Annotated in this window: 23 protein-coding genes; 3 read left to right on the top strand and 20 right to left on the bottom strand. The window is 66.5% G+C overall.

Translation table 11 applies throughout. The features are described 5' to 3' along the window. The first annotated feature begins 82 nt into the window (after positions 1-82). Positions 83-550 (top strand): hypothetical protein, encoded by a 468-nt coding sequence (locus VH569_RS22775; protein ID WP_423318145.1) that lies wholly within the window; start codon positions 83-85, stop codon positions 548-550. Between the two features lie 297 nt (positions 551-847). Here the strand turns inward: VH569_RS22775 and VH569_RS22770 are convergent, their stop codons facing one another. The 20 genes from VH569_RS22770 to VH569_RS22675 form a co-directional block, all read right to left on the bottom strand. Further along, positions 848-2,572: a hypothetical protein gene (locus tag VH569_RS22770; RefSeq protein WP_423318143.1), complete on the bottom strand. Its 1,725-nt coding sequence runs from the start codon at positions 2,570-2,572 to the stop codon at positions 848-850. Between the two features lie 115 nt (positions 2,573-2,687). Continuing rightward, positions 2,688-3,401, bottom strand: coding sequence for a LamG-like jellyroll fold domain-containing protein (locus VH569_RS22765; RefSeq protein WP_423318141.1), 714 nt, complete (start codon positions 3,399-3,401; stop codon positions 2,688-2,690). Then, the gene (locus VH569_RS22760) at positions 3,398-5,734 is read right to left on the bottom strand and encodes a hypothetical protein (protein WP_423318139.1); all 2,337 of its coding nucleotides are present in this window, start codon (positions 5,732-5,734) and stop codon (positions 3,398-3,400) included. Before VH569_RS22760 ends, VH569_RS22765 begins: the two co-directional genes overlap by 4 nt. A gap of 4 nt (positions 5,735-5,738) precedes the next feature. Then, positions 5,739-5,909, bottom strand: coding sequence for a hypothetical protein (locus VH569_RS22755; protein ID WP_423318138.1), 171 nt, complete (start codon positions 5,907-5,909; stop codon positions 5,739-5,741). Positions 5,910-5,922: 13 nt separating this feature from the next. Beyond that, positions 5,923-6,105 carry a hypothetical protein gene (locus tag VH569_RS22750; RefSeq protein ID WP_423318136.1) on the bottom strand — a complete coding sequence of 61 codons (183 nt, stop codon included), beginning with the start codon at positions 6,103-6,105 and terminating at the stop codon, positions 5,923-5,925. After that, positions 6,098-6,337, bottom strand: a complete 240-nt coding sequence (locus VH569_RS22745) for a hypothetical protein (protein WP_423318134.1) — start codon at positions 6,335-6,337, stop codon at positions 6,098-6,100. Before VH569_RS22745 ends, VH569_RS22750 begins: the two co-directional genes overlap by 8 nt. Before the next feature lie 8 nt (positions 6,338-6,345). Continuing rightward, positions 6,346-6,621 carry a hypothetical protein gene (locus VH569_RS22740; RefSeq protein WP_423318132.1) on the bottom strand — a complete coding sequence of 92 codons (276 nt, stop codon included), beginning with the start codon at positions 6,619-6,621 and terminating at the stop codon, positions 6,346-6,348. Continuing rightward, positions 6,618-7,085 (bottom strand): DUF5681 domain-containing protein, encoded by a 468-nt coding sequence (locus VH569_RS22735; protein ID WP_423318130.1) that lies wholly within the window; start codon positions 7,083-7,085, stop codon positions 6,618-6,620. Before VH569_RS22735 ends, VH569_RS22740 begins: the two co-directional genes overlap by 4 nt. Positions 7,086-7,087: 2 nt before the next feature. Beyond that, positions 7,088-7,372 (bottom strand): hypothetical protein, encoded by a 285-nt coding sequence (locus VH569_RS22730; protein ID WP_423318128.1) that lies wholly within the window; start codon positions 7,370-7,372, stop codon positions 7,088-7,090. Next, positions 7,369-7,755 (bottom strand): hypothetical protein, encoded by a 387-nt coding sequence (locus tag VH569_RS22725; RefSeq protein WP_423318126.1) that lies wholly within the window; start codon positions 7,753-7,755, stop codon positions 7,369-7,371. Before VH569_RS22725 ends, VH569_RS22730 begins: the two co-directional genes overlap by 4 nt. Continuing rightward, positions 7,752-8,717 (bottom strand): hypothetical protein, encoded by a 966-nt coding sequence (locus VH569_RS22720; protein ID WP_423318124.1) that lies wholly within the window; start codon positions 8,715-8,717, stop codon positions 7,752-7,754. The genes VH569_RS22725 and VH569_RS22720 overlap by 4 nt, the downstream gene beginning before the upstream one ends. Then, the gene (locus VH569_RS22715) at positions 8,717-9,577 is read right to left on the bottom strand and encodes a hypothetical protein (RefSeq protein WP_423318122.1); all 861 of its coding nucleotides are present in this window, start codon (positions 9,575-9,577) and stop codon (positions 8,717-8,719) included. Before VH569_RS22715 ends, VH569_RS22720 begins: the two co-directional genes overlap by 1 nt. Further along, positions 9,574-10,986: a replicative DNA helicase gene (gene dnaB / locus VH569_RS22710; protein ID WP_423318120.1), complete on the bottom strand. Its 1,413-nt coding sequence runs from the start codon at positions 10,984-10,986 to the stop codon at positions 9,574-9,576. Before dnaB ends, VH569_RS22715 begins: the two co-directional genes overlap by 4 nt. Next, positions 10,979-11,176: a hypothetical protein gene (locus tag VH569_RS22705; RefSeq protein WP_423318119.1), complete on the bottom strand. Its 198-nt coding sequence runs from the start codon at positions 11,174-11,176 to the stop codon at positions 10,979-10,981. Before VH569_RS22705 ends, dnaB begins: the two co-directional genes overlap by 8 nt. Next, a complete protein-coding gene (locus VH569_RS22700) occupies positions 11,173-11,370 on the bottom strand; it encodes a hypothetical protein (protein ID WP_423318118.1) in 198 nt (65 codons plus the stop codon). Before VH569_RS22700 ends, VH569_RS22705 begins: the two co-directional genes overlap by 4 nt. Next, the gene (locus VH569_RS22695; RefSeq protein WP_423318116.1) at positions 11,367-11,567 is read right to left on the bottom strand and encodes a helix-turn-helix domain-containing protein; all 201 of its coding nucleotides are present in this window, start codon (positions 11,565-11,567) and stop codon (positions 11,367-11,369) included. The genes VH569_RS22700 and VH569_RS22695 overlap by 4 nt, the downstream gene beginning before the upstream one ends. 122 nt (positions 11,568-11,689) lie before the next feature. Beyond that, positions 11,690-12,901 (bottom strand): hypothetical protein, encoded by a 1,212-nt coding sequence (locus VH569_RS22690; protein WP_423318114.1) that lies wholly within the window; start codon positions 12,899-12,901, stop codon positions 11,690-11,692. Positions 12,902-13,186: 285 nt separating this feature from the next. Beyond that, positions 13,187-14,413 (bottom strand): tyrosine-type recombinase/integrase, encoded by a 1,227-nt coding sequence (locus tag VH569_RS22685; RefSeq protein ID WP_423318112.1) that lies wholly within the window; start codon positions 14,411-14,413, stop codon positions 13,187-13,189. A 517-nt stretch (positions 14,414-14,930) separates the two neighbouring features. Next, positions 14,931-15,545 (bottom strand): Hint domain-containing protein, encoded by a 615-nt coding sequence (locus VH569_RS22680; RefSeq protein WP_423318110.1) that lies wholly within the window; start codon positions 15,543-15,545, stop codon positions 14,931-14,933. 190 nt (positions 15,546-15,735) lie between these two features. Beyond that, positions 15,736-15,927, bottom strand: a complete 192-nt coding sequence (locus tag VH569_RS22675; RefSeq protein WP_395458987.1) for a hypothetical protein — start codon at positions 15,925-15,927, stop codon at positions 15,736-15,738. A gap of 153 nt (positions 15,928-16,080) precedes the next feature. On the opposite strand from VH569_RS22675, the gene VH569_RS22670 reads away from it, so the two are divergent. Both VH569_RS22670 and trhA read left to right on the top strand, forming a co-directional pair. Further along, positions 16,081-16,350 carry a ribbon-helix-helix domain-containing protein gene (locus tag VH569_RS22670; RefSeq protein WP_098738887.1) on the top strand — a complete coding sequence of 90 codons (270 nt, stop codon included), beginning with the start codon at positions 16,081-16,083 and terminating at the stop codon, positions 16,348-16,350. Between the two features lie 172 nt (positions 16,351-16,522). Continuing rightward, positions 16,523-17,167, top strand: a complete 645-nt coding sequence (gene trhA, locus VH569_RS22665; RefSeq protein WP_391348426.1) for a PAQR family membrane homeostasis protein TrhA — start codon at positions 16,523-16,525, stop codon at positions 17,165-17,167. Positions 17,168-17,203: the final 36 nt, after the last annotated feature.

The raw sequence follows: 17,203 nt of genomic DNA, 5'->3' as shown, positions 1-17,203 counted from the left end.
CGTGTGGGTTCCTTACACCGCTTGCATCGCATCGGTTGCTCAGAGCGGTATGATATACACGTCATGAAGCTGAGAGGTTCCGATGCGCAAGAACGCCATGATGATTATCATGCTGGCACTGGCTGCTCCGGCCTTCCTGTCCGGGTGTGGGCTCGCTCGCTCGAAGGAAATCAGCGCGGCGACCGCTCCAGCTCAATTGGCACAGTTCCGAGACAAGGATCTCTGTAACCCGCACGTCGACGAAACCGCCGTGGTGCTGAAGGAGCGCGCAGCACGGGGGCTCGGCGACTGTACGGTCGAGCATGTCCAGTGCGTGCGAACCGGGTTCGCTCCTGGGACCGACGGTTACCTGCGGTGTCGGTCCAGCATCGAGCAGCGGAAGGCCGCACAGGCGGTGCAATCATCTGCAGAGGCGGAACGCTGGGCGCAGATTGGAGCGATGGGGCAGCAGATGATGCAGCCGCCAGCGGCTGTTCCAGTTGCGCCATCTCCGGCGATACGGCAACCGCTGGTTTGCAACCACTATCGCAACCAAACGATCTGCCAATGACGAGCATTTCAGCGACCCCGAAGAGCGAGCGTCTGTTCCACCGCTCGGCTATAATCCTCACCGACCTCAGCCCTTGCGCTGAAGGGGGCGGGCGAGGTGGCAGCCCCACCGTCTGAGTCCGTGGCGTTTCGCCGTGCAGAACGCCTTGAGGTCACTACGGCCCCGATCCCAGGGAAAAGGGAGCCTCCGCAAGGAGGTGGCGCGCTGGGCCCGGCGCGCCTTGGTGGCGCCCTTGGAACTGGTGACGGCGTGGGCCAAATTACTCCCCGGGGAATAATTTGGCGCCGCCCGACCAAGTCAGGTTGCGGCCTTCTCGATCCGGTGTGCGCGTGTCAGCGGCTGTAACCTCCGGCCATCGTCGCGCGTAACCAGGGTCCGTGGCCCGCGCCGGCCGGTCATCGTTGCTTCGTAGACCTCACCGGTCTTTTTGTTAATGACCCGGACGCGGTCGCCGGATCGCAGTTCTGTGCCGGCACCACTCGACCGCGGGGCGCTGGCTGGCATGAGGCGAGCCGATGCCGCCTCGTCAGCTGCCGTCAATTTGTCGACCCGGTCGCGGGCCGCCATGTAGTTGTCGCGCGCCGCGGACCACCGGCGCTCGAACTCGGCACGTTCCGCCGCCGTGGTCGCGCGGGTGGCTTTCGCGCCGGAGGCCCGGCCACCGTCCGCAACCGGGTTCAGCAACATGTACAGGCTGTCCATCACCTCGTCCCAACGCTCCACCTCTGCCTGAGCCCTGCGCAGCTCCGGCGGGGTGCCGCCGATGAAGTCGTTGTCAACCATGCGGGTGGGCGCAAACGACACCGGCTCGGACTCCGGCATGGACTGCGCGGCTTCCTCGATCCGGACCGGAGGCGCCTCCTCGCGCACGCGCACATGCGCGCGCGAGCCGATGCCGGTCTCGACCATGCCGCCAGGGATCTCGGCAACGGCCTCCAGCGCGATATCGCCGGGCTTGCTGATGCGTCCCTCGCTCGCCAACTGGGCGCCGGCCTCACCGGCGGCGCCAGAGCCAGCCTGCATGCCCATCTCACCCAACCCGCGCCCGATGGCACCACGCACCGACTGCGGGCCTCCGGCGAGCCGCGTGATCTTGCCAGCCAAACCGGCGGACAGGCCGTCGAACAGCCCGACCGGGACGCCACGCTTCAGGGCGAACTCGCGGGCCATGGCCATCCGCTCAGGGTCGCCCAACCCGGTCTCGACGCTCTTCGGATCCGCGAGATCGACACCGGAGTCGGCCAGCGATTGAAGGACCGACGAGGCGTATTCCGTGGCGCCGGACGCCACGCCCTGCGCGGCACCGAACCCCACAGGTCCACCGAACGCACCCAGCGCGCCGGCCGCCATGCCGGGGCCGCCCTGTCCCAGGCTCTCGCCCATGATCGTCAACAACGCGCCAGGCTGTTCGTAGAGCGCGGACAGGAAGTCGGCGACCGATCCGGCCTCGCTCATGCGGCGCATGGCGTCCTGCGTCTCCTGCGGCGGGGCGATCTGCTGCTGGTAGCGCTGTTCTTCGGAGATGGTCTTGGCGGCGCTCTCGGGCGTCAGCACCCCGACATCGGCCGCTACCCCGGCAGCGCCCTGCTTGAAGCGGGAGAAGCCGCGACGCACGGAGGCGAAGGACGGGCTCGCCGCGCCTTTCGGCGCTGGCTTGCCGGCATCACCCAGGAACTCCTCCGCCGATAGGATCACAGCATCCGGCGGCAGGCTGGCCAGCGGATCGTCGGGGCCGGAAAGCAGGACTGCATCCGGCGGCAGCAGCGACATGGGATCAGGGACGCTGGGCCGGGCCTCCGCCGCTCTCTGGTGCCGCAGGATCGTGAGGCCGGTGTTCAGGTAATCCTCCGCCGACATGCTGGTAGTGGCTTCTCCGCTGGCATCGCTATCGGCATTACCGGATGCAGCAGGGGCAAGCTCACCCTGAACCAAGCCGCCGCGTGCGAAGCGCGGGGGAGCCAGAAGGTTCACGGAGCGGTTGCCCCAGGTGGGGTCGTACTGGAACGGCTTGAATTGCGTCATGCTCAAGGCTCCTTCGGCGGTCGTATCGGGCAGACGACGAGGGGTGAACTGGACATCAGAAGGTTGGGAATGGCCCGCCGGTTGAGCGCGTTGACGATGGGCCGGGCCTCCACGGTCAGCAGGGTGGGAGGCTGGGGGGTGTATAGGAAGCCGTGTGCGCTCCGACGCCCTTAAGGATTGTCACATCGTCGTAGTAGGCCGGAGTGACTAAGGCGCCCGTCGTTCCTATTCCGACCCTTACTGCATTATTTGCTGTCCGGCCAAGCGAGTTCGCCAAGGCGCCCGACACAACGAGGGAGCCATTCCAGAACATGTAGAGGGTGCCGCTGACGCGCGCCGCCTGTACCTCAACGAAGGCCCCTGCCGTGGGGATCGAGAGGCCGGTGACGGCAACCTGTTCCGGGTTTGTGCCGCCGGCATCGAATGAGCGGAATTCCATACCATCCGGCAAGAGGCGAAATACCCAGTTCCCATTCTCTGAGCCATTGTAGGCTTCATGCGCCATGATGGTGCAGTAGCTCACGCTGTCCAGTCGAACGCGGGCAGTCATCGTGAAATCGCCCGGCAGGGCAAAACCCGTTCCGCGCGGGCCGGACACATATCCGGGGGCGTTCGGGCTTGCAACACGAACAGATGACCCATATGAGGCCCAGGCGCTTTGGGCTGTGCTGATCTGCGTGCCCCCAACCCACGTCAGGGCATTCCCCAGATCATCCGTGGACGGCGTCGCCCCATTCGCCCCCTGGCCGCGCAGGAAGAAAGTGCGGTTGGCGGCGTAGGGGTCGATGGCGCAGGCCACACCGAACCGCGCCGGCTGAACGATCATCATGCCGACTGCCTCCCGATGAGAGTGACCTTCAGGCCCTTGGCGGTGCCGTCGCCGATCTGCGACACGTCGATGGTCATCTCGGCATCGTCGGCCAGGGCGGTATCGGAGATGACGGCGGGCGTCGTCGCCCCAACCGTCGTCTTGCTGCCGTTGTTGAAGGTCGGCTTGGTCGAGAAGATCGTCGTACCGCTCTCCTTGACGTCGATGGTCAGCAGCGAGCCGGAGGTCTGCGCCGTCACCAGGGACGCCCGCACCGCGGTCAGGGTGAAAGCGTAGGGCATGCGGAACGTGACTTTGCCGGTCCCGACCGTGATGGCCGTGGTTTCGTCACCCGCCGCTGCGATGATCGACTCCAGCTGCCGTTGGTGGACGTGGCCGGCATCGGCGGCGGTCCCGGTCGATCCGGCCGATGCGGTGGCCCCCAGAGGCTGCGCCGCGCTCGCGCTGATGCTGGCGGCGAGCAAGCCGCCGGCCAGGGTGAGGCCGGTCCCGACGGAAATCTCCTCCGTGGCTCCGGTCCCGGCCGTGGTGCGACCGATCAGCCGGGCCGTCGACATGCTGGTGCCGATGGTCGTGCCGGTAACGGTGATCAGGCCGGAACCGGTGTAGGTCCCCACCCCGGCGAACTGCGTCCAGGTGATGGCGGTGGTGCCCAGCGTGCCGCCCTGGTTGGCGGTGCAGACCCAGCCGGTATCGCCGTTGACGGTGCCTTGCTCGACGAAGACGAAGGCGCCCGGCACCTCGCTCCAGGCGTCCATATCGGTGGATCGGCTCCATGATCCGGAAGCCGCCACATAGATGCCGTTCTGCGCCTGGGTGGTCTGGTTCTTCACCAGCACGCGGGCACCGGCCGTGACGGATAACCCGTCGACAGTCTGTGCGCCGGACAGGGTGATGTTGGCCGTGGTGGCGGCCAGGACGGACGCCTTGACGTCGAGGCCCTGGGCGACATTGTCGACATACTGCTGCGTCGCCGCCTGAAGCGGGCCTGCCGGATCACCGGCCAGCGTCAGGGGGCCGGTCAGCGTGCCGCCGGTGAGTTGCAGATAGCGCGCATCTGCATCACCGCGGGTCGGGATGCTTGTCGAGGAGCCGACACCAATGGTCCGCTTGGCGAAGGCGTCCACGCCGGTCTGTTCGACCAAGCCAGCGGTGGCGTCAAGGCCGGCAAGCGCGGTCAGCGTGGCATCGGCCGGCTGCGCGCCGATGGCCGCCGGGGTGATGGTCGTGTTGCTGGCGGCGGTCAGGCGCCCCTGCTGGTCAACGGTGAAGGTGCCGGCCTGCGATGCGCTGCCGTAGCTACCCGGCGTCACGGCGGTGTTGGCCAGAGAGATCGTGCGGTCGGCCGTCAGGTTGCCGCCGCCGGTCAGGCCGGTGCCGGTCGCGATGGTCCTGCTGCTCGGGACGCCACCGATGCTGGACGGGGTGATCGTCGCCGTCGTCATGCCGGTGACCTGCCCCTGGGCGTTGAGCGTCGGGATCGGTACCGTCGCCGCATCGCCGTAGGTTCCGGGCATGACGCCGGTGTTGGCGATGCTGATCGTCCCGGTGGACGTGATCGGGCCGCCGGTCAGGCCGGTGCCGGTGCCGACGCTGGTGACGCCGCCGGTGGCTTGGCTGACCCATTGCGCGCCGTCCCAGGTCTCCAGCACGTTCAGCGTGGTGTTGCGCCGGGTGAATCCTGCGGGCGGCGAGAGCGGGCGCTGCGCCGTGGTGCCGCCGGGCGGAAGGAAGCCGGCCGTGCCTGGAAGGCGAGGATCGTCGGCGATGGCGAAGGTCGGGTCCCCGCCGGCGCCCTGGCCATTCGTGATGTCGATCTGGTTGGCCGTTCCGGTCAGCGTGCGCGGGCTGTAGGTATCGGGTCCAGTCGAACAGACCACGCCGGGGCCGGTCAGATCCTCCAGCGCCAGCAGACCGCCGGTCAGGGCGAACGTTGGGTTCCCCGCCACGCCGTCGGCGTTGCTGATCGTGAAGCCCTTGCCGGGCCCGACCAGCGAGCGCGTGGTGACGCTGCCGCCGCCGGTCAGCGCGGTCAGGCCCGTGGTGGACAGCAGCTGGAAGGCAAGCGCCTGCCCGGCCAGCGAGAAGGTCAGCGTGCCGCCGGGGCCGCTGTCGGTCCGCGTGATGCCGTTTGTCGCGCCGGCGCTGCGGCTGTTGGGAAGCGTCTCGCTCTCGCTGTCCGCGGTGACGAAGGACTGCGTCAGCCCCTGAGCTGCGGCGCCGATCTGCTGCACCGTGGCGCGCGACGTGACGCCGTTCTGATCCAGCGGGACATAGGCGAACGGGCTGACCTGCGTAACCGGAGGGAGCTGGGAAATTCGAACGTTGCCCATGGCTTTACTCCTCGGTCGAGGTCTTGGGAACCAGCAGGAGAATCGGCTCTCCATCGCCGCCCGTGAGGACGAACCCGTCCTGGGTCATCAGGCTGAATGCCTCTGTTTCGCTGCTTTGGGTGGTCGAGGTCTGTTCGGTCGTTTCAGAAGTGATTGGAAGCTTGCTATGCGTCATGGGGTGGCTCTCCTTATCGGCCGTTGTCGGGGATGCTGACGATGGCGGTGGTGCGGGAAAGGTCGATCCCCAGGCGTGCGGCAGCGGCCTCTGTGGTTTCGCCTGGCCGGTAGATCAGGACGGCCGGCCCGGTCTGGCCCGTCGCCGGCTGACAGGCGGCCTCCAGCTTGGCGACGCGGCGCTGCATCTCACGCATGGGCGCTCTCCATTCGTTCGCGGGTCCGGTGCTCGATGGCGTCGATCTCCGCCCGTTCGGTGGTGGTCAGGGTGGTGCGGCCGGGGGCAAAGCGCTGGAGGATGGAGCGCAGCGCGGCCCGGTCGTCGGTCGAAATGTGGCGGACCAGGGCGCGGGCCGGTTCCCCGGTGGCGCTGGCGCTGCTGGGGAGCCGCCGCTCCAGGCGCTCGATACGATGGCGAAGGGGTGTCATGGTGTCCCTCACCGGTCGGCGCGGTAGAAGGCGCGCATGGCGGCGCGCTGCTGGTCAGCGGACAGAACGGGGCCGTCGGTCCAGACCACCTTCGCCTCCATCGCGTCGACGAAGGCCAGTTCTTCGTCGGTCAGCGGCTGCCGCTGCTGGCATCGCTCGGCGATGGCATCCAGCTGGAACATCTCCTCCGCGGTCAGGCCGGACAGATTGGGAGCGGTCCCGCCGGCAGGCGCCTTGATCGCGCGCTCCAGCTTGGCAATGCGGTGGTGAAGTGCGTTGGTCATGAACGGGACTCCAGTTCAGCAACCCGGCGCGCCAGGTCCGTTGTTTCGAGGGTGCGGCGGAAGGTCTCGACGACGTTGGCGAGGGAGGCCGCTTCCATGGGGGTGAGGTCGCCGGCGGCGACGGCTGTGGCGATGGCGGACATGGCGCTGGCGGCATCGTCGGCCGTCGTCATCGGCGGGAGGGCGAAACGAACCGGTCGGTCCTTCCGCGGGGCGACGATGCGGTCCAGGACCAGCCGCAGGGCGGTGGTGTCGCCCTCAAGTGCGAGGTCGATGGCCTTGCGGGTGATGGCCTCGGCCTCACCGTCCAGAAGCTGCTCCGCGGCCAGGGTGGCGCGGGCCTTGGTGCCGGGCCGCTTGCCGGCCGGGTTCCCCGACTTGCCCTTTTCGAAGGGACGACCACGCACCGTGCCCGGCTGTTTTTGCAGCGGGTCAGCAGCGGGATTCTTGCGGTTTGCAGCCATGATCAGCAGCGCCCCGCGGTGGGAATGAATCGGGATCCGAGGGCGGACAGCGTGTCTGCCACGTGGTCGATCTCGGCCTCTGCGAATTCTTCAGCGACTTCGCGGGACCAGCCGGCTTCCATGCCCGTGGCGACGTAGATGTCGAGCAGCCGCTGCCACGCGGCGAAGAAGGCTTCGCGTGTCGGCTGGCCGGACAGATAGGTGATGATCAGCAGCGCGTGCGCGTCGCGCTGGCTGCGGCCGGCGCTGGACTGCTCGGCCGGCTGCTGGTGCTGCGTGTCCGTCATTGCTGCGCTCCCCGGTGAGGGTCGGTGCCGGTGGCTTCCGCAAGCGCCTCCTCCAGATCGTGGGCGTGCCGGGCGTAGAAGCTGGCGGCCAGTGCTTGGCGGCGCAGGACGCTCATGGCTTCGTCCAGCAGGGCGGCGGTGGTGCGCACCGTCTGGTCCGCCAGTTCGAGGGCGTAACGCAGGTCTCCGGACTCGGCCTCCGCGAGGCAGTGAGCCGCGAACAAGGAGGAGGGCCGACGGCGGACCGCTGGATCCTCCAGCTTCTTGTCCAGGATCACGCGGCACCTGTCCGCGCGCCGAATGATGGTGGCGATCTCTTCATCGAGGTCGGCGAACGGAACCGGGGTCGGGGTGGTGGCGCCGGTGGCGCTGGCGTCGGTCATGCCGCCCTCTGCGACTGGAAGGCTTCGGCCTCGGCCTCGCATGCGCTGCGGTCCAGGGCGGCACCGATCTGCCGGCGCAGGGCGACCGCGTCGGCGGTGGGGTGCCCGATCCCCGGCGGGTCTCCGGCTTCGGCCCGGTCGAGCATGCGCCGCGCCTCCTCCGCTTCTCCCTTGGCGGCCATGGCGGCGATGGCGGTGGCGAAGTCCAGCCCGACGACGCCCGCCCGCTGGAGCCGCAGGGCGTAGCCGATGACGGCGGCGCGACGGCCAAGGGCTACGGCCCATGCCTGGGCGCTATCGTGGGCACGGAGCCAATCGGCCAGAGAGACTATGCCGGGATGGCTGACCGGCGCATGACGATAAGCAGCGACCGCGTCGTCGAAGTCCCCAGCATCGATGGCCAGCTCACCGAACTGGTTCCGCAACGCGGTATGGTGGGCGATGCGCTGCGCCTGGCGCTGGGCTTCCGCCGTGGCGCGGCGCCGCTCCTCCGTCTCCCGGCGCTGGCGCTCCCGCTCCATCCGCTCCGCGGCGATCAGCAGCAGCCGGCGGCGGCCCTGGATGCTCTCGCATGCCCCGGCCAGCTCGGCGACGCTCGGCAGGAATTTGAGGGTGCGGACGATTGTCCGGCGGGCCTCCCGGATCACGTCGGCCGGCCAGCGGGAGGCTTCCTTCGCCATGGCGCCGCAGTAGATCTCGGGATTGTCCGGCTGGCGGGGGAAGCTGCCGATCATGGTCATTATCTCGGCGCGGGCCTCCCGCTCCCCTGCCGGCGGCGTCGCCAACACGGCTTGCACTTCGTCGACGACAAGGGCCAGCGTGGCGGCGTCCAGCAAGCCGCGGAAGGAGTCGGCCGGCCGGCTGACGAACTCCAGCAGCGTGTCAGCGTGCTGCTCGGCGGTGGGGGTGCGGCCGAACTCGGCGACCGCAGAGACGGGGCGGATGGCGATGGCGTTGGACATCACAGGGCCTCTCTGAAAGCTCGGGCTTCGGGAGTGTCGGCAAAGACCCTGCTGGCCGCGTCCTGGATGGACTGACGGCGCGGGTTGCTGTTGCCGGCGGTGTGGGGGCTTTGGTCTTCGGGGGTATCCTTCCACGCACCATGGCGCAGGAAGTTGGCCGGCTTCTTGATGTACCGGGCCGGGGTGTCCTCGCTGGCCACCGCGGCGGCGTAGGCGCTGGCGCTGGCGATCAGGCCGGCGGGCGTGGCCCCCTTCTTCAGGGCTTCGCGGTAGGCGCCGCGGGTTGCATCCTGGTCGGTCTTTCTCGGATAGACGGTCCAGAACTCCGCGAAGGCTTCCTCTGGGAAAGCGGGCTTGGCGGGCTTGGCCGGCGCCTTCGTCTTCGGGAGAGCGATCACCTTCCCGTCGTCGGGAAACAGGGTGGGAGAATCTGTAGATCCTAGGCGGGTTCTATAGGAGGAGTCGGGTGAAGTGGGCTTCACCTTTTCTTGACGTGAAACTTCACCTTTTACGGCGGCGATTGGTGAAGCTGGCTTCACCTTTTCGGCCTCAATTGGTGAAGTGTGGTTCACCTTTTCCCAGATCGGCCGATAGAGGTTGCTGCGCCCCCTGCCGCGGGAGTGTGTGCAGGCGAACCATCCGGCAGCCTCCAGCCGCTTCACGGAATCGATGCATGCCCGCTTGGTCACGGTCAGTTCGGTGGCGAGCGTATCCAGCGCCGGCCATGCCCCGCCCCTGCTGTCGTCGAAGTAGTCGAGCAACCGGAAGGCTATCCGCCGGTCCAGGTCGGACAGCCCCGGAACGCGCACGACAGCGTCCATGAACAGCCACTTGTCGAGAAGGGACGGGGCGGCGCTCATGGCCGGCCCCCTCGATGCAGGTTCTCGAAGGTCTGGCGCTGGCCGTCGAAGCGAACGGCAACGGTGCCGGTGCCGCCCTGGCGGTTCTTGGCGATGATGATTTCGCCGATGCCCTGGCACTCTTCGAGACGCTGCACCCATTCGCCATATCGGGCGTTGTAGGCGTCCTGCCCCTCATTCGCCCGGCGCGTCGGCTCGGCGCGCTCCAGATAATATTGTTCGCGGAATAGTAGCATGACGACATCGGCGTCCTGCTCGATGGCGCCAGAGTCGCGAAGGTCGGCCAGTTGGGGGCGCTTGTCCTCGCGCTGCTCGACCTGCCGGCTGAGCTGCGCCAACAAGATGACGGGGGTGTCGAGTTCCTTCGCCAGCAGCTTGAGCGCGGTCGTGATTGCCTCGACCTGATGGACCTTGTTCGCCCGCGGGTCGGCCGGCGCCACCAATCCGAGATAGTCGATCAGCAGCAGTTTCAGACCATGCTTGCGCTGGTGCAGGCGGGCGCGGGCTGCGATCTGCGCGGCGGTCAGCCCGGCCTGCGGGTCGATCCGCAAGGGCATGTTGGCGAAATGCTGCTGGGCGTCTACCAGCGCGCGGAACTGCTCGGGCGATAGGGGGCCTCGCTGGTCCTGCACGCTGATTCCGCTGCGGGACGCAAGGAGGCGCTGCCCGAGGCTGACCGTTCCCATCTCCAGCGAGTTGAACAGCCCGGGCTCGCCTCTGTCGGCCGCGTTGGTGGCGATGGTCATGCCGAGGACGGTTTTCCCCATTGAGGGCCGGCCGGCGATGATGACCAGATCCCCACCCTGTAGGCCGCCCAACCGGCGGTCCAGGTCAACAAGCCCGGTGGCAAGGCCGCTCACGCCGTCGGGCGCATGCTGGGCACGCTGTGCCGCTTGCATCGCCCCTTCGGCAGCGTCGGCCGCGGTGACGAGTTCAGCCGCTCCCGCGTGCGCGTGCACGAGAAGGGCCGCCGTCGACGCGTCCAAGTTGGCGATCATCTCCTCGGGTCTGGTCAGGCTGGGGCGATATGCCTCCTCCATCGCCTCGGCCGTTACCTCGATCAGCTGGCGGCGCATGAACAGGTCGTGAATGGTCCGGCCATAATCGGCGGCGTTGACCACGGTCACGATGTTGCCGGCCAGCTCGGCGAGGTAGGCGCCTCCGCCTTCCTTGGTCAGGTCCGGGTCGGCGTCGAACAGGGACCGCAGGGTGACGGGCGATGCCACCCGGCCGGCGCCGATGGTCTCGACGATGGCCGCGAAGATCCGCTGGTGCGCCGGGTCGTGGAAGTGCTCCGGCCGCAGGAAGTCCGCGACCTTGGCATGGGCGGCGTTCTTGACCAGCAGCGCGCCGAGTAGCGCCTGCTCGGCCTCCTCGTTATGCGGGGGCGTGCGGGGTGCGTCAGCCATGGCGTCCGCCCTCCAGCCGGTCGGCCAGCGTGTGCAGCCGATCAGCGATGGCGCGGATGTCTGCGGGGTCGGGATGCTGGGGCAGACGCTCCAGGTCAGTGACCACGCCGGCGATGCTCTGGTGAGTCGTCAGCGGCCGGGCGATGTGCAACCGGCGGCGGACGGGGAGGCGGACGACGGGGGCGCTCACAGCGGCGCCACCCAGCCGGCCAGTTCTGCCAGCGTGCGTGCCGCAGAAGCAGAAAGGCCGTAATACCGGATCAGTCGCGAGGTCGGGAATGTTGCGGATAAGGATGGTTCCGGATTAAGATGGGCTGTCAACCCGCCCATGTTTCCGGTTCCAACCGCTCCGCGTACTGCCAACGCGGGGCGGTTTTTCATCATGCGGCTTCCTTGTACACGCCGGGTAGGCCAGCGATGTAGTCGCGCAGCGAGTCGACCACCACCAACGTGCGGCGGCCCGACTTCTTGCCGACAATCTTCCGCTCCTTGATGAGCTTATAGATCGTGTCGCGCCCCAGGCTGCTCATTTTGCACGCCTCGGGAATATCGACAGCGATGGGGATGGTCGTCTCCTGCAAGGTCTTCTCTCCTCTGCTTGCCGGCGCGGTCGCTTCAACGACCGACGCCAGTCGACAGAGACAGAATTACTCAGGAGTGACTGGACATAAAATTCCTCAATAAATGGACGATAAATGGATTTTTATTCTGCGTCTCGCTCGGCCTGCGAGGCGGTCCAGCGCTCGAGCAGCAATCTCACTCGAGGGCGGGTTGCTCTCGTCCGGCCCGCGATTTCGCTGATGTTCATTTCCTGCCCTGCCGGCCACCGTCGGAACTCGTCCAGCACGGCGTTGTCGTGGGCGCCGCCCGGCGGCCTGCCGGGACCTCGTAGCTTCGGCGGCGTAAATTGCTCGTCGCCGTCGCACTGCAGTGCTGCCGATCCAGCATCCGGCGCGGGCTCTCCTTCGGCGGCTGGCACCTCCTCCAGCGTCGCGCCCGGCGCAGGCCCTTCCTGGGCGGTCATCTCGGCGGACGGGGCTTCCTCCAGCGCCGCATCTGGTGCGGCAACTGGCGCGTTCTCGGGGGCGGTCTCCTTTGGCCCCTCCTTCGGCGCGTCCGGCGCGGGCCATAGCTCGTTCAGCGCCGGACCGGGCGTCTCTGGCACTCCCGGCCGATACCAAGCCGCCAGTGCCTCCCTGGTCACCAGAAGGCCGCAGGCGAATTCCTTGGTTCTCTCGTCTTCATCTAACCATCCGAACGTCATGAACTCTATGGTCTCAAGAGGCATCGGCAGCAGCATTCCCCTGATGCGCCGGTCACCGCTGCCGGATCGTGCCATCACCGCAAGTTCGCCGGAGCGAATCCCAGTGATGGCGTCCTTGAGAAAGAGGCTTTCTTGCTCTCCTGACATCTTCGCCCAGCGCTTGGCGACGTCCCTTAGGAGATTGACCTTCCTGTCTGGGAAAGCTGCCCTGGTGGGCGTCGGATCGGGCAATGCCACTGCCGGGAGCGCTATTGGTAGCGGCAGCCATGCCGGGCGTGGCCACGGCAGGCCGCTGCCATCAAACCACGCGGCGAGGTCGGCGCGTCGAAGGCGCAATACATCGATGTGATGGCTCCTGGACAAAGGTTTGTAGAAGGCCAAGGGTTGCGCCGCCAGGGCAGTGAATGCATCCGCATTCTCCCGGTAGCTGACCGAATGCCCTGTCCACTTCAGGGCGTTCAAGAGATCCTGCCGGGAAAGCGAAATCGCTTCGCGCTCAGCAGTCGCCGCATTCTCCAGGATGATGTCGTCCAGAACGCCTTCAACCCGCTGCCATACGGTTTTCGTCACGACTCCATCGTCGTCAAGGTATTCCACCGTGGCGCTGTTCTCCTCCTTCCGGTCCTCCGGCTTCCGAAAGAGAAAGATCATCGAGCTTGGCTGGTCTCCGCTGCCCTCAAATTCCCCACGCCATATGGCTGACACCAATCGCGTGAGGATGTCAGGCTCCGACGGAGCTCCTGGCAAGCGGGCCCATTCCGCGGCGATCTCGGCAAAAGACGGCGTATCTTGGAACTGGAAAGGGATGTGCAAGAGACGCCTCCGCAGGCGCTGGCCGCAGGAAAGGTCGGCGCGGCGAGGTGATGCGGTGTCACCTGTTCCCCCCGTCGGGGTAGCCGCGCCGATGTCGTGCGCCCCGTCGTCACGGGGCAGTGATCAAGTCGCCTGCCGGCGTTCCGCCAACTCTACCACGTTGGCGCGCTTGCCGGTCACCACACCCTCGACATGCCGCGCCCAAGCCTCCAGCGCTGTGCGCTTCTCCTCGCGGTAGGCGTGCACGTTGTAGGTCTTATGAAGCGCTGGCCGGGAATGATTCAGGATGTGCTCAATGACCTCCTGGGAGACACCAAGGCGACCAAGCCCAGTTGCGACCGTGCGACGGATGTCGTGGATCGCCCATCCCGTCACCTTGCTTTCCCGATCCAGGATCTCCTTCAGCCGCTTCATGCCGGCATAGGGCTTCTTCCCCTCCGCGTCGCAGGAGAAGACGAACGGCCCGAGTCGGGTCACCCCACCCAACACCTCCAGAGCCGCCGTGGTCAACGGGACCTCATGCTGCCGCTTGCCCTTGTTCCGCTCGGCCGGAAGCGTCCATAGGTCGTCGCCGATCTCCGACCACGGAAGGCACCGCACCTCGTCACGGCGCTGGCCGGTGAGGATCAGCAGGCGCACGAGCTGGTTGCTTGGGTAGCTCAGGCTCGCGGCGGCCTTCCATATCGCGGCAAGCTCCCTATCCTCAAGCACCCGCTCCCGCGGCGCCTCGATGTTCTTCCGGCGTTTCACCGTCGCAGCCGGGTTGACGTCCAGGAACTCCCGCTCCACTGCCCAGTTGAAGGCGGCGATGAGCTGGGAGCGGATTCGGTTCACCTGGGCGTTCAGCCCCTTCTTGTTCTGAAGGTCGTCCAGCAGTTCCACGATGTCGGCGCGCCGCACCTCGTCCAGCGCCTTCGCCCCGATGGCCGGCTCGACATGGGCATTGAACATTCGCTCGACCGTCTGCCACCGGCGCTGGTTCGTCTTGCAGTATTCCTCGACGTAGCGGCTCAGCAGCTTTGCCACAGTCGCCGGTCGCCTGGCGCTGCGCTCATCGTCCTCGGCGGCACGTTTCTCCTGTTCAGGAAGGTCGATGCCCTTCTTCGCTGCTGCATAGATGTCCCGCGCGCGTTCCCGGGCATCCGCAAGCCCGATGGTCGGATATGGGCCGATGGCAGCGTGCTTCTGCTTGCCCCCGCCGGTCACGCGATACCGGACACGCCAGGACTTCAGGCCGGTGGCCGTAACGCGAAACTCCAGCCCAGGCGTGTTCGCGTCGGTCAGCAACAGGCGACCTGCTTCCGGCGGCTGAACCGACTGAAGGAGGCGATCCGTCAATTTCGTCGCCATATACGCCCAGCCCTTTCCTTGGGGTCTCACCGGGGTCTCAACCTACTCCCGCTTTCACACGACATCAACCGACATCTACCGACATTTCATTCATTGAATTTCAATGACTTGTTCGAAAATTTCGGGGGACTTCCGACGTTAGCCGACAGGGGCAGATCATAAACCTCACGTCTCCCAGACGTGAAGCCTCCCTGTTCAACTCGCCGCTAATCCATCGGGTTAGCGGCGGTTTTTTTATGTGCACAGGGGTTGGTCTACGCTGGGGGCCACAATCTGCATCGTTCCGGCTGGCTGCTATGGCCGGCTGCAAGGTGGCCGGCAGGTGAGGTCTGTCTTTGCCCAGCGCATCATTCCCACCGGCAGGTCATCACCGGGGATGGGACGCCCGGCCGAACCGGGGGCATGCCGAACGCCGCCCGCTGGCTCGATATGCCTCCGCCAACGCAAAAGGGCCGCCCCACAGGACGGCCCTCTCTTGCATTCGACAATTCGGCCCACAGGCGGGCCAAGTTCGGCTTCAGGCCAGTTCGGCCGTTTCGATCTGCTCGGCGCGCTTGTTGACGTTCTTGCGGATTTGCTCCAGCGCGGCCAGCGGAATGTCGATCTTCACACAGGGTTCCTGAATGCGCGGATCGTCTCCCGGATACAGCGCCTCATACTCGGCAGCGTTGTCGTAGGCCTGACGGTTGTCGGCTTCGAGGTAGGTCTCGACCGGCAGCCCTTCGGCGTACATGCCGTCATGGCTGTCAAGTTCGATGTGGAAATACTCGATCTCCTCCATCGCATCCACCTGCCGAATCGACGAGCCGTTGATCAGCAGACGGGCCGAAACACCGTACTCGCCGATCAGCAGCGCATGGCTGGGGGAGATATAGAGATCGCGGGACGGCATGTTCCGGGCGATGGCGTCACGGGCGATCCGCACCGGCAGATGGACCTTGCGCAGATGCTCGGTATCGAAGGACGAACCCGCCAGCAGACGCCTGCCGATCCAGCGGATCGAACGGAACTCACCGGTCACCGACGACTTGATCATATCGCCGATCTTCAGGCTTTCGACGGGCACATCGCCGAACATGGAACGAACGTAAGTGCCGCGGAGGATGCAGGTCGGAGTCGGGGTCGGAACCATTGCCTGGGAAGTCCCATTTCGGTTTGAGAAGTCCTCCGCCTGCCCTCCCTGATTTTCCAGGCCGGGAACGACGGAGGTAAGTCCGGAATGTTACTCCCCTATGCAATTCGTGGGTGTGCGAAGTTGTGCAGACTTACGACCACGCGTGACCAATTGTCTCAGCACCTTGGATGTGACCGCGATGTCCCTCTCACCGCTCCGGACAGCCACCGCCTTCGTTCCGTGACGGCTGCGGCATTTCGTCCCCGTCCTGCCCCACCAGCGCTTCGCGGGCAATGGCGAGGATGTTGTCCAGACGGATAACCAGTTCGTTCTCGCACAGGGCGGAACGCGCCGCCGCCGCCTCGTTCATGATCGCACGCAAGGCTTCGTTTGGTGTCATGCTGTCCCCCGATCCGATGTCGATCCCATGATGCCCGCCCGGCCCTTCGACGGCTCCCCGCTCGGAGCGGTCATTTTCCCTGTGAAAAACTTCACAGCACACACGCCGCCGTTTCGCATACCCATTTATGCATCAGCAACGGAGGGCTCTCCCATGCACATGCGCAACATCAGGGTGAACGGCAAGCGGACCAGCATGAAGCTGATGCCGGTGGAGTGGGAGTCGCTTGAGGAAATCTGCGCCCGCGAGTTCATGACGATGAGCGAACTGGTGTCGAAGATCGATGCCGAACGCCAGGACTGCGACAATCTCACCGGCTGCGTCCGTGTCTATGCCCTGTGCTACTTCCGCAAGGCCGCCAACCTGTCGGAGCCGATGCCGCGCCACCGCCACACCGCGGCCGTGGCCTTCGCAGCGGAGTGACGGCGTAACGCGGCCGTTCCGTCCGGCATAAGCGGTTCGCCGAAGCAGCGCCCGCCGGGTTCTTTCCATCGGACAGGACCGCTGGCGTGGCCGCTGCCGGCACACCATGTTCGACGCAGGCCCCACTCCGGCGGCCGACTTCTCTCTTTGCGTCGACCGAAGCGGTGTGCCAATGCCGGATGCCCACCAGTTTCCCGTCTACAGCGTCGGTGAGCGGCGGGCCGATGCGGTCGTTCATGCCATCGGCGTCACCGCCGGCCTCGCCGGTTTCGTCTGGCTGCTGAATGAAGGCGTGTTTTCCGGCGCCGTGCCGGTCCATACGGCGCTGGCGCTGACCGTCTACGGCCTGGGTCTGGTGGGGATGCTGACGGCCTCGGCCGCCTATAACCTCGCCCCGCCCGGCTTCGGCAAGGCGGTGCTGCGGCGAGTCGACCATGCCATGATCTTCGTGATGATCGCCGGCACCTACACGCCCTTCACGCTTGGGCTGGGCCAAGGGATCGGGCTGGGTGGCGCCGTCTGGGGCGGGGCCGCCTTCGGTGCCGCGCTGAAGCTGCGTTTTCCGGGTCGCTTCAACCGGCTGGGGCTGGCGCTCTACCTCGGACTGGGCTGGGCGGTGGTCACGGCGCTGGAACCGCTTGGATCGGCATTGTCGGCGCCAGCCCTGTGGCTGCTGGTCGCCGGCGGGCTGGTCTACACCGTCGGCGTCGTCTTCCACCTGATGGATCGCATGCCCTACAACAACGCCGTCTGGCACCTGTTCGTGCTGACCGCGGCCAGCTGCCATTTCGCCGCAATCGCAGTCGCTTTTCTTTGACTGCTTTCTTTGATTGCCGCTCCTCGGAATTGGCAG

It is taken from the genome of Azospirillum sp. 11R-A (assembly GCF_049472615.1).
GTDB lineage: Bacteria > Pseudomonadota > Alphaproteobacteria > Azospirillales > Azospirillaceae > Azospirillum > Azospirillum palustre.
This window is presented reverse-complemented; position numbering and strand designations above follow the sequence as displayed.

Excerpts from the sequence above, each read along its gene's own strand:
- VH569_RS22760 (WP_423318139.1), bottom strand. The coding sequence starts at position 5,734 with ATGGGCAACGTTCGAATTTCCCAGCTCCCTCCGGTTACGCAGGTCAGC.
- VH569_RS22670 (WP_098738887.1), top strand. The coding sequence starts at position 16,081 with ATGCACATGCGCAACATCAGGGTGAACGGCAAGCGGACCAGCATGAAG.
- VH569_RS22745 (WP_423318134.1), bottom strand. The coding sequence starts at position 6,337 with ATGACACCCCTTCGCCATCGTATCGAGCGCCTGGAGCGGCGGCTCCCC.
- trhA (WP_391348426.1), top strand. The coding sequence starts at position 16,523 with ATGCCGGATGCCCACCAGTTTCCCGTCTACAGCGTCGGTGAGCGGCGG.
- VH569_RS22720 (WP_423318124.1), bottom strand. The coding sequence starts at position 8,717 with ATGTCCAACGCCATCGCCATCCGCCCCGTCTCTGCGGTCGCCGAGTTC.
- VH569_RS22770 (WP_423318143.1), bottom strand. The coding sequence starts at position 2,572 with ATGACGCAATTCAAGCCGTTCCAGTACGACCCCACCTGGGGCAACCGC.
- VH569_RS22765 (WP_423318141.1), bottom strand. The coding sequence starts at position 3,401 with ATGATGATCGTTCAGCCGGCGCGGTTCGGTGTGGCCTGCGCCATCGAC.
- VH569_RS22725 (WP_423318126.1), bottom strand. The coding sequence starts at position 7,755 with ATGACCGACGCCAGCGCCACCGGCGCCACCACCCCGACCCCGGTTCCG.
- dnaB (WP_423318120.1), bottom strand. The coding sequence starts at position 10,986 with ATGGCTGACGCACCCCGCACGCCCCCGCATAACGAGGAGGCCGAGCAG.
- VH569_RS22750 (WP_423318136.1), bottom strand. The coding sequence starts at position 6,105 with ATGCGTGAGATGCAGCGCCGCGTCGCCAAGCTGGAGGCCGCCTGTCAG.
- VH569_RS22685 (WP_423318112.1), bottom strand. The coding sequence starts at position 14,413 with ATGGCGACGAAATTGACGGATCGCCTCCTTCAGTCGGTTCAGCCGCCG.
- VH569_RS22775 (WP_423318145.1), top strand. The coding sequence starts at position 83 with ATGCGCAAGAACGCCATGATGATTATCATGCTGGCACTGGCTGCTCCG.
- VH569_RS22680 (WP_423318110.1), bottom strand. The coding sequence starts at position 15,545 with ATGGTTCCGACCCCGACTCCGACCTGCATCCTCCGCGGCACTTACGTT.
- VH569_RS22735 (WP_423318130.1), bottom strand. The coding sequence starts at position 7,085 with ATGGCTGCAAACCGCAAGAATCCCGCTGCTGACCCGCTGCAAAAACAG.
- VH569_RS22690 (WP_423318114.1), bottom strand. The coding sequence starts at position 12,901 with ATGATCTTTCTCTTTCGGAAGCCGGAGGACCGGAAGGAGGAGAACAGC.
- VH569_RS22700 (WP_423318118.1), bottom strand. The coding sequence starts at position 11,370 with ATGATGAAAAACCGCCCCGCGTTGGCAGTACGCGGAGCGGTTGGAACC.
- VH569_RS22755 (WP_423318138.1), bottom strand. The coding sequence starts at position 5,909 with ATGACGCATAGCAAGCTTCCAATCACTTCTGAAACGACCGAACAGACC.
- VH569_RS22715 (WP_423318122.1), bottom strand. The coding sequence starts at position 9,577 with ATGAGCGCCGCCCCGTCCCTTCTCGACAAGTGGCTGTTCATGGACGCT.
- VH569_RS22740 (WP_423318132.1), bottom strand. The coding sequence starts at position 6,621 with ATGACCAACGCACTTCACCACCGCATTGCCAAGCTGGAGCGCGCGATC.
- VH569_RS22675 (WP_395458987.1), bottom strand. The coding sequence starts at position 15,927 with ATGACACCAAACGAAGCCTTGCGTGCGATCATGAACGAGGCGGCGGCG.
- VH569_RS22730 (WP_423318128.1), bottom strand. The coding sequence starts at position 7,372 with ATGACGGACACGCAGCACCAGCAGCCGGCCGAGCAGTCCAGCGCCGGC.